Source organism: Clostridium taeniosporum, from assembly GCF_001735765.2.
GTDB lineage: Bacteria > Bacillota > Clostridia > Clostridiales > Clostridiaceae > Clostridium > Clostridium taeniosporum.
This window is the reverse complement of the sequence record NZ_CP017253.2, coordinates 847,487-861,583: the sequence shown is the minus strand read 5'-3', so window position 1 is coordinate 861,583 and position 14,097 is coordinate 847,487. Positions and strand designations below refer to the sequence as shown.

12 protein-coding genes are annotated in these 14,097 nt (G+C 28.0%); 2 read left to right on the top strand and 10 right to left on the bottom strand.

Annotation, left to right across the window (positions count from 1 at the left end; translation table 11 throughout):
* Positions 1-99 precede the first annotated feature (99 nt).
* On the top strand, positions 100-1,326 hold the full coding sequence (locus BGI42_RS04140; protein ID WP_069678411.1) for an IS256 family transposase: 1,227 nt from the start codon (positions 100-102) through the stop codon (positions 1,324-1,326).
* A gap of 170 nt (positions 1,327-1,496) precedes the next feature.
* Here BGI42_RS04140 and BGI42_RS04135 read toward each other — a convergent pair whose 3' ends face one another.
* Positions 1,497-4,037: a calcium-translocating P-type ATPase, PMCA-type gene (locus BGI42_RS04135; RefSeq protein WP_069679109.1), complete on the bottom strand. Its 2,541-nt coding sequence runs from the start codon at positions 4,035-4,037 to the stop codon at positions 1,497-1,499.
* A 144-nt stretch (positions 4,038-4,181) separates the two neighbouring features.
* On the opposite strand from BGI42_RS04135, the gene BGI42_RS04130 reads away from it, so the two are divergent.
* Positions 4,182-5,822 carry a putative manganese-dependent inorganic diphosphatase gene (locus BGI42_RS04130; protein ID WP_069679108.1) on the top strand — a complete coding sequence of 547 codons (1,641 nt, stop codon included), beginning with the start codon at positions 4,182-4,184 and terminating at the stop codon, positions 5,820-5,822.
* A 92-nt stretch (positions 5,823-5,914) separates the two neighbouring features.
* On the opposite strand, the gene BGI42_RS04125 is transcribed toward BGI42_RS04130, so the two are convergent.
* The 9 genes from BGI42_RS04125 to flhA all read right to left on the bottom strand — a co-directional run bounded on the left by BGI42_RS04125 (position 5,915) and on the right by flhA (position 14,071).
* The gene (locus BGI42_RS04125) at positions 5,915-6,685 is read right to left on the bottom strand and encodes a flagellar basal-body rod protein FlgG (RefSeq protein WP_069679107.1); all 771 of its coding nucleotides are present in this window, start codon (positions 6,683-6,685) and stop codon (positions 5,915-5,917) included.
* Between the two features lie 14 nt (positions 6,686-6,699).
* Entirely contained in the window at positions 6,700-7,473 is a 774-nt protein-coding gene (locus BGI42_RS04120) for a flagellar hook-basal body complex protein (protein WP_069679106.1), read from the bottom strand.
* Positions 7,473-7,595, bottom strand: coding sequence for a hypothetical protein (locus tag BGI42_RS16515; protein WP_275542704.1), 123 nt, complete (start codon positions 7,593-7,595; stop codon positions 7,473-7,475). The genes BGI42_RS04120 and BGI42_RS16515 overlap by 1 nt, the downstream gene beginning before the upstream one ends.
* Positions 7,596-7,672: 77 nt before the next feature.
* Positions 7,673-8,359, bottom strand: coding sequence for a DUF6115 domain-containing protein (locus BGI42_RS04115; RefSeq protein ID WP_069679105.1), 687 nt, complete (start codon positions 8,357-8,359; stop codon positions 7,673-7,675).
* 12 nt (positions 8,360-8,371) lie between these two features.
* Positions 8,372-9,100 carry a FliA/WhiG family RNA polymerase sigma factor gene (locus BGI42_RS04110; RefSeq protein WP_069679104.1) on the bottom strand — a complete coding sequence of 243 codons (729 nt, stop codon included), beginning with the start codon at positions 9,098-9,100 and terminating at the stop codon, positions 8,372-8,374.
* A gap of 104 nt (positions 9,101-9,204) precedes the next feature.
* Positions 9,205-9,840: a flagellar brake protein gene (locus tag BGI42_RS04105; protein ID WP_069679103.1), complete on the bottom strand. Its 636-nt coding sequence runs from the start codon at positions 9,838-9,840 to the stop codon at positions 9,205-9,207.
* Between the two features lie 9 nt (positions 9,841-9,849).
* The gene (locus BGI42_RS04100; RefSeq protein WP_069679102.1) at positions 9,850-10,710 is read right to left on the bottom strand and encodes a MinD/ParA family protein; all 861 of its coding nucleotides are present in this window, start codon (positions 10,708-10,710) and stop codon (positions 9,850-9,852) included.
* Complete coding sequence (gene flhF, locus BGI42_RS04095; RefSeq protein ID WP_069679101.1) at positions 10,704-12,005, bottom strand: flagellar biosynthesis GTPase FlhF; 1,302 nt, start codon at positions 12,003-12,005, stop codon at positions 10,704-10,706. Before flhF ends, BGI42_RS04100 begins: the two co-directional genes overlap by 7 nt.
* Positions 12,005-14,071: a flagellar biosynthesis protein FlhA gene (gene flhA, locus BGI42_RS04090; RefSeq protein ID WP_069679100.1), complete on the bottom strand. Its 2,067-nt coding sequence runs from the start codon at positions 14,069-14,071 to the stop codon at positions 12,005-12,007. Before flhA ends, flhF begins: the two co-directional genes overlap by 1 nt.
* Positions 14,072-14,097 lie beyond the last annotated feature (26 nt).

Sequence of the window (14,097 nt, the reverse complement as noted above, 5' to 3'; positions counted from 1 at the left end):
GTGAGATTTGTGTAAAAGCAAATCTACTACATCTTTTTTTGAATGGTTTTATGGTAGATTTGGAATAATATACTTATGAATATTAGAGGAGGATTACAAATGAGAGTACCAGATATAAATTATCAAGAAGAAATAAAGAAATGCAAAAGTATGGACGATGTTGTGGGTAAGAATGGGTTAATGCAAAGATTATTAAAAGATGTTATGCAACAACTACTTGAAGCTGAAATGGAAGAACATTTAGGTAGAGAAAAATATGAGAGAACCGATAACGATAGTGACAAGAATTATAGAAATGGGTATTCAAAAAAAGATGTTAGAAGCAGCTACGGGGAGATACCTATAGATATTCCTAGAGATAGAAAATCAGAGTTTGAACCAAGAACTATAAGAAAATATGAAACTGATTGTAATGAATTAGATAAAAAAATAATTGGTTTATATGCTCGTGGAATGTCTACAAGAGACATTCAATCCGAACTGGAAGAATTATATGGAATAGATGTATCTCCATCAATGATATCTAAAATAACAGATAAAGTAATGATTGCAGCTGCTGAATGGCAAAATAGAATGTTAGATCCTGTGTATCCTATAGTTTATATGGATGCTATTCATTTTAAAGTGAGAGACGAACATAGAATAGTTACAAAGGCTGCTTATATTTGCATGGGTGTTGATATGGAAGGCTATAAAGATATATTAGGAATATGGATTGGCGAAGCCGAAGGAGCAAAATTTTGGCTTAGCGTTTGTAATGATTTAAATAATCGTGGTGTTAAAGACATATTAATTGCATGTATGGACGGTTTAAGAGGATTACCAGATGCTATTAAAGCTGTTTTTCCAAAAGTATGTATTCAAAATTGCATAATACATCAAATAAGAAATTCAATGAAATATGTATCATATAAAAATAGAAAAGAATTTATGAAAGACTTAAAACTGGTGTATAAAGCAGATACAGAGGAGATAGCGCTAACGCAGCTCGATAGGCTAAAGAATAAATGGGATGATGTTTATAGTACTGTAATAGATTCATGGTATGAAAATTGGGATAGATTGTCTACATATTTTTCATATACTAAAGAAATTAGAAAAATGATTTACACTACTAATGCACTAGAAGGATTTAATAGGCAATTAAGAAAATTCACTAAAATTAGAACAGTATTTCCAACAGATGATTCTTTGCGAAAATCATTATATTTAGCAACAGATCAAGTTATGAAAAAATGGACTTCACCAATAGCTAATTGGGGAATAACTCTTTTAAAATTAGAAATAATGTTCAAAGATAGAATCGAGGAAGCGTTAGCAATATAGCTTGTACTTATTAGAAAATTACAGTATATAATACTTATTTTAGTGCATACTAAAATTATGAAACCACGTAGTTTTAGTATTTGTAAAAATATTAAAAATATAACTGGAAACATAATTTCCAGTTATACAATATATTAAAATATTTAATTTACACAAATTATTCTACATTCTCATTTCATTAGTAAATATACACTATTTATTAATGCTATTATTCCTGAGAAGAATATTACTATTAACCATTGACTAAATGATAATGCAACAGTGTGAAATATTCCTCTAAAGAATGGAACATACAATACTGATGTTATCATTAATATTGAAATTAAAACTGCACCTACTAAGTATGGATTAGTAAATAGTTTTATTTCAAATATTGAATGTCTTTCTGATCTACATTCAAAAACATGTATTAATTGAGACATTACAAGAGTACATAAAGCTAAAGTTCTGCAAGTTTCTAAATTCATACCATAATATCTTCCTATCATAAATGATAATAAAGTACAAATTCCTATAAGCGAACCTCTTACTAATATTTTTTCCACCAACCCTCTAGCAAAAATACTTTCATTTTTTTCTCTAGGAGTTTGTCTCATAATATCACTATCAGCAGGATCAACTCCAAGTGCAATAGCTGGTAATCCATCCGTAGCTAGATTTACAAGTAATATTTGTATTGGACTCAATGGATTTGGAAGATAAAATATGGTTGCTAAAAACATTGTTAATACTTCTCCCAAATTACAGGATAATAGATATCTTATAAATTTTCTTATATTGTCATAAATTATCCTTCCTTCTTCTACTGCTGCTACTATAGTAGAAAAATTATCATCCATCAATATCATAGACGATGCTTCTTTAGTAACATCAGTTCCTGAAATCCCCATTGAAATACCTATATCTGCCTCTTTTATTGCAGGTGCATCATTTACCCCATCACCTGTCATAGCAACTATATTCCCTTTTCTCTTAAATGCTTTTACAATTCTTAATTTATGATTTGGTGAAACTCTAGCAAATACTCTAACTTTATTAATCTTCTTATATAATTCATCATCACTAATTTTTTCTATTTCTTCTCCAGTTAAAACTTGTTCTTCAGTATTACATATATTTAAAGATTTAGCTATTGCAAGTGCAGTATTTTTATGATCTCCTGTTATCATAATAGGCTTTATTCCTGCAAGTTTACACTTTAAAACAGCATCTCTAGCTTCTTTTCTTGGTGGATCAATACTTCCAACCACACCTATAAATATAAGATTTTCTTCTAAATTATTGTTTTTAGTTATTCCATCTTCTTTATATGCACAGGCTATACACCTTAAAGCTCTAGATGACATTGCTTCAATAAATTTTGCAACTTGTTGTTTCTTTTGATATGTCAAAGGTTTAACTTTATTATTTTCTAATATATATGAACATTTTTCTATAAGTCTTTCTGGTGCTCCTTTAGTGTAACAAACTTCTCTTCCACTTTCATTAACTACTACAGACATCATCTTTCTTGTTGAATCAAAAGGTATATCATATATCCTATTTATGCCTGATACATAATCTTTTAAAGGCTCAACCTTTTTAAAAAACATTTCTATTAATGCTGTTTCTGTTGGCTCTCCATGAAGTGCTTCATGTATTGATTTCTTGGTGAAATCATAATTGCAATCATTACAATAAACTAAAGCTTTCATCATTTTATTATAATCTTTTAATTCTTCTTTTTCTAATTCATATATTTTTCCATTTAAATATGCTTCTTTAGCTGTCATCTTATTTTGAGTCAATGTACCTGTTTTATCAGAACATATAACAGAAGTACAACCCAAAGTTTCAACTGCTGGTAGTTTTCTAATTAAAGCATTTCTCTTAAGCATTCTAGATACACCAAGAGCTAAAGCAACTGTAACAATTGCAGCAAGTCCTTCTGGAATAGCTGCTACTGCTAAACTTACTCCAAGTAAAAACATTTCTGTTATATCATTACCTCTTATAACTCCCATAACAGTAACCATTACACAAACAATTAAACAAATTATTACTAATACTTTTCCAAGTGAATCCAATTTCTTATTTAAAGGAGATTTTTCTTCATCTATGTTTTGAATTAAATCTGCTATTTTTCCCATTTCTGTATTCATACCTATAGTGTCTACTTTAAATAATGCTTTTCCTTTTACTATAGTCGTTCCCATATAACATCTATTATTTTTTCCATTAATATCTTTATCTACTCCTACAGATTCTCCTGTAAGTAATGATTCATCTACAACTATACCTAATCCTTCAATAAATGTTCCGTCTGCTGGCACTCTATCTCCAGATTCTAAAATCACTACATCACCTATAGTTAAATGCATAGAGTTGATAATTTCTATACTTCCATCTCTTAAAACCTTACAAGTTGGTGCTGCTAAGTCTTTTAAAGCTTCTAATGATTTTTCCGTTCTAAATTCTTGAATAAATCCTAATATAGCATTTACAAATACAATTATTAGTATAGTAATTGCATCAGCTTTATCACCTATGATTCCAGAAATTATTGTTGCTGCTATAAGTACCCATACAATAAAATCGTTAAATTGCGAAAGAAATATCTTTAAGGCTGATGTCTTTTTTCTATGTTGGAGTTCATTAAGCCCAAATTTATCAATTCGTTTTTGGGCTTCCTTTGTACTAAGTCCTCTTATAAGTTCTTTTTCCTGTACCACAATTTTTCCTCCCTTTTTTTCTCCTCATATAAATATATATATTTTCCTTTATAAAAGTTATGATGATTTTTTAATAAACTTTACATTCTCTAAAATTACAAGTAAAATATATACTATAATTTTAGACAATAAGGAGGAACTATTTTGAAAAATATAGTTTATGTAACTGGACATAAAAATCCTGATTCAGATTCAATTTGTGCTGCTTATGGATATGCAGCTTTAAAAAATAAAGTTGGTAATTTTGAAGCTATACCTGTTAGATTAGGTAATGTAAATCAAGAAACTCAATTTATACTAGATTATTTTAAAGTTGAAGCACCTAAATATTTAGAAACAGTAAAACTTAAAGTAGAAGATTTAAAAATAGATAATCTTGAACCAATTTCACCAACATTTCCATTAAGAGGTGCTTGGAATATAATGAGAGATAATCATCTTAAAGCTTTACCTGTAGGTGATGAAAACGGTAGATTATTAGGACTTCTATCTATTTCTAACTTAACATCAGCTTATATGGATATTTGGGATAATAACATATTAGCTAAAAGTAATACTTCTATAGAAAATATAATAGAAGCTCTTGATGCTAAGGCAATATACATAGATGAATATGTTAGAACATTTCCTGGAAAAATAACTGTAACTGCAATGCAACCTGAAAGTTTAAGAGAAATAATAGCCAAAGGTGATATTGCAATAGTTGGAGATAGACATGATGTTCAAGAAGAACTATTAAATATAGGAATATCTTTAATGATCATCACTGGTTCTAATAATTTACCATCAGAATTAATATTTAAAGCTAGAGAAAATGGAGTTACTGTTATAAGTACACCTCATGATTCATTTACTGCTTCAAGATTAATAGTCCAAAGTATTCCTGTTGAATATGTAATGGCTAAAGAAAATTTAGTATCATTCTCTATTGATGATTTAGTAGATGATATCAAAGGAACTATGGCTGAAACTAGATTCCATTCATACCCTGTTACTAATGCTGAAGGTAAAGTAATTGGTACAATTTCAAGATACCATCTTATTTCAGATCATAAGAAAAAAGTTATTCAAGTTGACCACAATGAAAAAGGTCAATCAGTTAACGGTTTAGAAGATGCTGAAATAATAGAAATAATAGATCATCATAGAGTTGCTGACATTCAAACAAGCAATCCTATATACTTTAGAAATGAGCCAATAGGTAGTACTTCAAGTATAGTTGCTAAGTGTTATTTTGAAAATAATATTGAACCTTCTAGAGAAGTTGCTGGACTTTTATGTGGAGCGATTATTTCAGATACTTTATTATTTAGAAGTCCAACTTGTACTGAACAAGACAAAGTTATTTGTCTTAGATTAGCTGAAATAGCTGGAATAAATGTTGATGATTTTGCTAAAGAAATGTTTAAAGCAGGGACTTCTTTAAAAGGAAAATCTGTTTCTGAAATATTTAATCAAGATTTCAAACCTTTCAATATAGGAGATTCTAAAATAGGTATCGCTCAAGTTAATACAATGGATATAGATGGATTTATGCCATTAAAAGATGAAATGTTATCTTATATGACTAGACAAACTGAAGAAAAGAATTTTGATGTAGTTATGTTACTTTTAACTGATATCTTAAATGAAGGCTCTCAAATTTTAGTTGCTGGACCAAATCCACAAATAGTTGAAAGAGCATTCAAAATAGAATTAAAAGATTCTATGGAATTTTTACCTGGAGTATTATCAAGAAAGAAACAAGTAGTACCACCTCTAACTTCAACATTATTAGCAAAATAATATTAAATTAAAAATAGTATCTCAAATTTTTGAGATACTATTTTTTATATATAATTTTATATATATTTTTTAAAATTAATATTGTAAAAAAATTATTTTCTCATGTTATTTATCATTCCCCAAACTTCATCAGCAGCTGTTATACCCTTAGAACTTAATTGGAATGCTCTTTGAGTACTTATTATATCTGTAAATATTTCAGAAGTATCTACATTTGATCCCTCTAACATACCTTGTTCAATACTATAATCATTACTCAAAGCTATTTGTGCATCATCTGCTGCTACAAAATAGTTGTTTCCTATAGGGATAAATGCCTTGTCTCCAACAGCAGTAAATACTGGTATTTGTCCTACTTTAACATATTCACCATCAACTTTTGTTGATATTCCACCCTCTTTATCTATTGAAATATCTTCACTAGATAATTTAGGATTACCTTCTGACATACCACCTTCATATTGTATATATATTTTATTACCCCTAGCATCAACTAATACACCATCACTATCAATTTTTAGATTTCCATCTCTAGTGTAACCTATAGTACCATTATTTTGAACTGATGCAATGTATCCTTTTCCATCTATTGCCATATCAGTTTTAACTCCTGTAGTTATAAGATTTCCTTGAGTATCTTTTCTATAATCCATTCCCAATTTAACACCAGTACCATTAATAGCGTCTTTATTTACAAGAGGAGTTCCTTTTCTATCTAATGATTCAGTTAAAAGGTCACTAAATTGAACATCTGTAGCTTTATATCCAGTTGTTGATACATTTACTAAATCATTTGAAAGATAATCTAATTTTTCTTGATATGCATTCATACCACTTTTTGCAGTTGAAAATATATTAAACATAATTTAATCCTCCCCTATCTTATTGAACCAATTTCATTTGCAGCTTTTCTAACAGTTTCATCTTGCATACTAACAAATTTTTGGTTAGTTTCAAACTGACGTTTTATTTCCATAAGTTTTACTAACTCTTCTGTTGGATTAACATTTGAAGTTTCAAGAACATTTTGTCTTATATTAACTACTGAATTATATGTAGGATTATTAGATTTATAATAATTATCTCCAACTTTCTCTAAAGATTTATAATCTTCAAAATCTGCAGTTAATAGAGTATATGTTGAATCTCCTGTGGCATTTTGAATATTATTATTACCATCTAGCGAAAATATATCTGTTCCTACATGTATAGGCTCTTCTGCACCCGTTCTATTATTTTTTCCTAATACATGATCTCCATTTCCAGTTATTAAATAGCCTTGCTGATCTATTTTAAAATCACCACTTCTTGTAAATAAACGTTCATTTCCTCTTTGTACAGTAAAAAAGCCTCTTCCATCAATACCAAAGTCAGTATAACTGTCAGTAGCTTTAAAACCTCCTTGAGTATATATAGTACTTACATCATTAACTTTAACTCCTAAATTTAAAGTTCCAAGTTTATTAGGAACATGTCTGTCACCAACTTTATTTTGTCTATTTGTTAACATAACATCTTCAAAACTTTGCTTTGTTAATGTATTTTTTTTATAACCATTATTATTAACATTAACAATATTATTAGTAACAGTTTGTTGTTCATTTTCTAATGTTATCAATCCTGATACAGCAGTATAAAAACCTCTTATCACTAATTATCAGCTCCCTCTTTAATAATAGCTTTGCATTCATCACTATAATGCATGCCTAAACCTCTAGCTCGTTCTTCTATTTGACTATCAGAAAGATTAAAACTACTCTTATATGCAAACATAAGGGTTACTCCTAAAACTAATCCTATTCCAATACCAAATAATATCCTACTGTCATTTAAGAAAAATATTATATCTTTTAGTTTTTGAATAAATTTCTTACTAATAATACTTCCCCCTTACTAACGCTTAACGCTTTGCATATCTCTTCATCTGTTAAGCCTTGCTTTATTAAATTAGATATTGTATGTTGCTTATTAGATTCACCTGATACCTTTTTACCATTAGATTTAGAAATAAATTCTCTTTCATCTTCATTATGAAATTCTTGAGAATTATCACTTTCATTAAGTATTGTTTGTTCATTATTTATTGATTTATCAAATACCTCTGTGTTTTTAAAATTTATTTCTGAGATAACTCCACTATCTACTTCTTTATTCTTCTTTTGTTTTTTATCAATATCTTCTCCAATATGTTCTTCAACATCAATATCATTTTTAATATCTATTTCTTTTTTAGTAGCAATCTTTTCCTCTACATCAAATTTTATATTACTAATATCACTATCCAATATATTATCGTACTCTTTTTCAGTATCATTAACCATATTCATATTTATTTTTATATTTGTAATCTCTTGTTGAAGTTCTGTAAGACTTTCACCTATATCTTTTCTTAAAAGTCCAAGTTCTAATTTATAATCATCTAAATCTGCCTTTTTTTCATTTAAAGTAAACTCAAACGACGATGTTGTTTTATTAATCTTTTTATAATTATGTACAATTAAAAAAATCCCAATTGCAATTAATATTAATGGTATCATAGAATCTCCTCTTTAATCAATGTAATGTAATTTTTTCATAGCTTCTCTTAAATTACTAATAGATCTTGCATGTAATTGACATACTCTTGATTCAGATACTGATAATATAGCTCCTATTTGTTTAAGTGTTAATCTTTCGTAATAATATAGATTAAGTATTAATTGTTCTTTCTCTTTTAAAAGTTTTATAGCATCTGATAATACTTCCAACTTCTCTTTTTCTTGCAATTCCAATTCTGGACTAGGACTATTCTTATCTTCTATTATTCCTAAAAGATTAACTTCTTCATCATCAGAAAAAATTATATTTTCTAAAGATACTATAGATATATGATTTATATAATTTTCTATTTGTGAAACCTCTTCTAAAGATAACTCTAAATATTCTGCTATTTCTAAAATATTAGGTTCTCTTAATAATTTATTTTGTAATGATTCAATGGCATTATTATATCTATTTAATTTATCCATAGCGCCTTTAGTTATTGGTCTATTTTTTCGTATTTGATCTATTATAGCTCCTTTTATTCTAATAGAAGCATATGATGAAAATTTCATTCCCTTACTAGGATCATATTTACTAATAGCATCCATAAGCCCTATTATCCCATAACTAACCAAGTCTTCATACTCCATATATTTATTCTTACCTATCATGATCCTAGAAGCTATATATTTAACTAAAGGGATATAATCTTTTACTATTTGTTCTTTTACATTGTTATCTTGTAAATTGCACATTCCTCTCAATCCCTCCTCTTTTTACTCTTACACTCTTAGTATTGTATTTTCTTCGTTTTTTATAATCTAGGAGAAAATTTTATCTTTTGTTAATAAAACAATTTTTATAATCGTTCTCTTTGTTTTCTCATTATATTAAAAATTTCACCTATAACTTTATCCCTTTGTTTTTCACTAATTCCAATAAATTTTACTCCATAAATATACTCATTTAACTCTGTTATTTCCAAGCGTATTATCTGTGCCTTTAAATAATTTAGCTTATCATTTATTGTAAATTCTAATAGTAGATTATCATACTTTTCTAATTTTTCTTTAGTTTTAAATCGCATTCCCCCACCGCTTAAATCAATCATTAATCCATCTTTAAAACTAATTTCTTCTTCAGACTCTGATTCAAGTATTTTTTTGAACTTAATTATGTTCATAAAATCTACTCTTACAAAATCTCTTCTTTGTATTTCTTTTACATTATAAGGTTCACTCAATTTATAATAAATTATATTATCTTCTTTTCCACGTTCTATAACATCACAATAAAAATTGAAGCATTTTCCACCATTTAGATAAGAATTTAACTCTACCTTTTGATTTATTTTTAAAGATAAATATTCCCCATCACATACAGGAATGTTTATCTTAATAAAATCTTCTTCAATATCTTGAACTAAACTTTTAAAAGCTTTATTCTCTACTAAAATCTCTACTCTATCATTGACTTTTAATATAAACTTTGACATTATTGCCTCCTATGAAAACATTCTAAATAATTTTTTAAATAATTCCCTAGGTCCACTTGAAGTCTTCACATCTTGTCCTAAAATTTTTAATGCTATATTGTTTATGGATTGAGATGCTTCACTTGTAGGATATAATATTACAAAAGGCTTTTGCATTCTAACACTTTGAAGAACTTTTCTATCATCTGTAATACAGCCTAAATATTCTAAATTTAATTTTAAAAATTTACTTACAGCCCTTTCAAGCTTATTATATACTTGTAATCCTTCTGATAAATCAAAAACTCTATTTACCACAATCATTGCATTATTCTTTATCTTAAAATGATCTGCTGCTTTTATTAAGCTATATGCATCTGTAAGAGCTGTTGGTTCTGGTGTGGTAAGTATTATTAAATCTTCTGACACTGCCATAAAAGATAAAATACTTCTATTTATTCCAGCACCAGTATCCATAAGTATATAATCAAAATCATTAAGTGATTCTAATTTTTCTAAAAATAAATTTCTTTCACTTTCTTGTAATTCATCTACTTTGTTTAATCCAGATCCTCCTGGTAATAAACTTACTCCATTTGGTCCTAATACAATTATATCCTCTATCTTTTTTTCAGTAAATATAATATCAAATATATTATACTTAGGATAAATTCCCATTAGGACATCATCATTTCCCATACCTAAATCAGCATCAAAAATCAAAACTTTTTTACCTTTATTCTGTAAGGCAATTCCTAAATTAACTACAAAATTACTTTTACCTACTCCACCTTTTCCTGATGTAACTGTAATTATTTTTGTACTTGATTTACTAGTAATATTTTCGCTTTCATCAGCAAGTTTTCTTAAAGCTTCTGCTTGATCTAGCATAAGGTTTCCTCCCCTAATATAAATCTAGCCATTTCTTTTTTAGTTGGCGCTATTATATCATTAGGTACATTTTGTCCTGTGGTTATATATTTAATAGGTTTATTAGATCTCTTAATTATATTATATAATGATCCATATACTGTTGTTTCATCTAATTTAGTAATTATTACATTATCATAATTAAGCTCCGAATAACCATTTAATATACTTACTATATCTTTGTTTTTCGTTGTTGCACTAATAACCATACTTATATAATCTGGATTAGCTTTTTCAATAAATGCTCTAAGCTCTGATATCTGCATTGTATTTTTGCTACTTCTACCTGTAGTATCAATAAGAATAACATCACAGTCTTTCATGGATTCTATAGCCTCTTCCATTTCTTTTATAGTTATTACAACTTCAAAGGGTATATTCATTATTTCTGCATAAGTTTTTAATTGTTCTATTGCACCTATTCTATATGTATCAACAGTTATTAAGCCAACATTTTTTTTATCTATAAGAGAAAGTTTTCCTGCAAGTTTTGCTATTGTAGTTGTTTTCCCTACGCCTGTTGGACCAACTAATGCTACCTTTCCAGAAATATCTTTACTGCACTCTAAAAATGTTCCCTCAAAAATATTTCTTAAAAGTTCATATTTATATGAATCACTATCACTTTCTACTTCTCCTTTTCCTTCAAAAAAGTTTCTTAAAAGTTGTTCATGATTTGATTCATTTTCCTCATCAATACTATTTACTTTATTAAGTATTTCTTCATGAAACTCTTCATCTACATCTATTTCAGTAAGTTTTTTCTTTATAGCACTAATTTGCCAATCTTCTTCTTTTGAAGTATTTTCTACAACTCTATTTAAAAGTTCCTTCATTTCAGTAACTTCTTTATAGACAGAATCTTCATTTGATTTTGACGTTAAATCTTTGCTTTTATCTTTTTTTAAATCACGTTCTAAATTTAAATCATTTTCCAACTTAGAAGAAGTAAAAGCTTTGTTTATATCTTTTTCTATTATGTTATTTTTATCAGAAGACTCTAATAATTTTTTTATATTACCTAATGAATCTTCTATTTTTTCATTTTTTTCATTTTTTTTGTCATTTCCTTTATTACTATTGTTTGAATTTTCAACAGCAGCTGTAACTTCTATTAATTTTCCTGAAAAAAAACCCTTAAAACCTGGTTTTCTTACTTTTCTTTGGCTTATTATGATAGCATCTTTTCCTAATTCATATCTAATTCTAGTTAATGCTTCATTCATATTGCTCACAAGATATCTTTTTATAATCATTAAATAGTTACAACTCCTCCACTATTAATTTCTATATCATTTGGTACTTCATTTAATGAAATTACCATAACATGTGGAAATACCATTTCTATTAATTTTCTAAACACTGCTCTTATATTAGGAGATACTAATATAACTGGTTGATTATTATTAAAATAAGTTGTTTCTAGTATATTTTTTATACTTCCAAGTAATCTAGTTGTTGTATCTGGATCTACCGTTGGGAAAGATCCTTGCATTGTTTTTTGAATGCTTGATCCAACTGTTCCTTCTACACTAGGATCTAATGTTACTACTGTAATTGCTCTATCTTCATTTATTATCTGATTACAAATTGTTCTTGATAAAGCAAATCTAACATATTCAGTAAGTACTTCAATATCTCTTGTGTTTCTTGAATTATCAGCTAAAGATTCCATTATGGTTACCATATCTTTTATAGGAACTTTTTCTCTTAGAAGATTTTGTAATACTTTTTGAAGTTCACCTATTGTTAATAAATCTGGTATAAGTTCTTCTATAACAGCACTATATTTATCTCTTAAGTTATCAATAATAAGTTTAACCTCTTGTCGTCCAAGTAATTCATAAGAATGAGATTTTATAGTCTCTGTTAAATGAGTTACCATAACAGTAGTTGGATCTACTACTGTAAATCCCTTTATTTCAGCTTCTTCTCTTTGATCTTTATTAATCCATACAGCTGGTAACTTAAAAGTTGGTTCTAAAGTCTTTATACCTGGTATTTCTAATCCATCTCCTGTTGGATCCATGCAAAGTAACATACTCGGCATAAGCTCAGATGAGGCAATTGTTGTTCCTCTTATTTTTATTACATATTCATTTGTTTTTAATTGTAGATTATCTCTAATTCTTATAGGCTGTACCACGATTCCCATTTCAATTGCACATTGTCTTCTAACAGAAGCAATTCTTTGAAGCAAATCTCCCCCTGTACTTTCATCTGCAAGTGGAATTAATCCATAACCAATTTCAACTTCCATAGGTTCTACTGAAATTAAATTCATTACATTTTCAGGTTCTTTACGTTCTGCTTCAATAATCTCTTCTTCTTCTGAAACAATTTCTTGTTGTAATTGCTTACTTTCTTCTTTGTAAAGCATATAAGAAAGTACTGCCATTGAAACTGATGCAATTAAGAATGGAACTTTAGGCATATTAGGAACTACTGCTAAAAATAACATTGCTGCACTTGCAATAGATGTTGCAATAGGAAATCCTGTTAATTGCTTTGATAATGACTTACCAAAGTTTTCATTATTTCCTGAACGCGTAACCAAAATACCTGATGCAGTTGATATTAATAATGCTGGTACCTGACTTACAAGACCATCACCTACGGTAAGTTGAACATATTTAAGTGCTGCTTCTCCAACAGTTAAATCTTTTTGCATAACTCCAATTATTATACCTGCTATTATATTTATTACAGTAATTATTATACCTGCTATAGCATCACCTTTTACGAATTTAGAAGCACCATCCATAGAACCATAAAAATCTGCTTCAGATTGTAAATCTTGTCTTCTTTGTTTAGCCATTGTTTCATCTATAAGACCTGAATTCAAATCAGCATCTATACTCATTTGTTTTCCTGGCATTGCATCAAGTGTAAATCTAGCTGATACTTCTGAAACTCTACCTGCACCAGCTGTAATAACCATAAATTGTATAATAATTATAATTAAGAATATAATTATACCAACTACATAATTTCCCCCAATAACAAAGTTACCAAATGCTTGAATTATCTTTCCTGCATCACCTTCACTTAATATAAGTCTAGTTGACGATATATTAAGACCTAATCTAAATAATGTAGTAATTAATAATAATGTTGGAAATATAGAAAGTTGTAATACATTTGTAGTAAACATTGTTATGATTATAATAACAACAGATAATGTTATATTAAATGCTAACATTACATCTAATAATGCTTTTGGTAATGGTATTATCATCATAAGTACTATACATATAACAGCAGCTGCTACAAATACATCTAAGTTATTTTTTATATCGAGTCTTTTATTTTCAAGTCCCAACCTTATCCCATCCTTTATTCAATCTA

Coding starts and splice junctions, on each gene's coding strand:
- BGI42_RS16515 (WP_275542704.1), bottom strand. CDS start 7,595: ATGTTTGCATATAAGAGTAGTTTTAATCTTTCTGATAGTCAAATAGAA.
- BGI42_RS04100 (WP_069679102.1), bottom strand. CDS start 10,710: ATGCTAGATCAAGCAGAAGCTTTAAGAAAACTTGCTGATGAAAGCGAA.
- BGI42_RS04125 (WP_069679107.1), bottom strand. CDS start 6,685: ATGTTTAATATATTTTCAACTGCAAAAAGTGGTATGAATGCATATCAA.
- BGI42_RS04105 (WP_069679103.1), bottom strand. CDS start 9,840: ATGTCAAAGTTTATATTAAAAGTCAATGATAGAGTAGAGATTTTAGTA.
- BGI42_RS04115 (WP_069679105.1), bottom strand. CDS start 8,359: ATGATACCATTAATATTAATTGCAATTGGGATTTTTTTAATTGTACAT.
- BGI42_RS04110 (WP_069679104.1), bottom strand. CDS start 9,100: ATGTGCAATTTACAAGATAACAATGTAAAAGAACAAATAGTAAAAGAT.
- flhF (WP_069679101.1), bottom strand. CDS start 12,005: ATGATTATAAAAAGATATCTTGTGAGCAATATGAATGAAGCATTAACT.
- BGI42_RS04140 (WP_069678411.1), top strand. CDS start 100: ATGAGAGTACCAGATATAAATTATCAAGAAGAAATAAAGAAATGCAAA.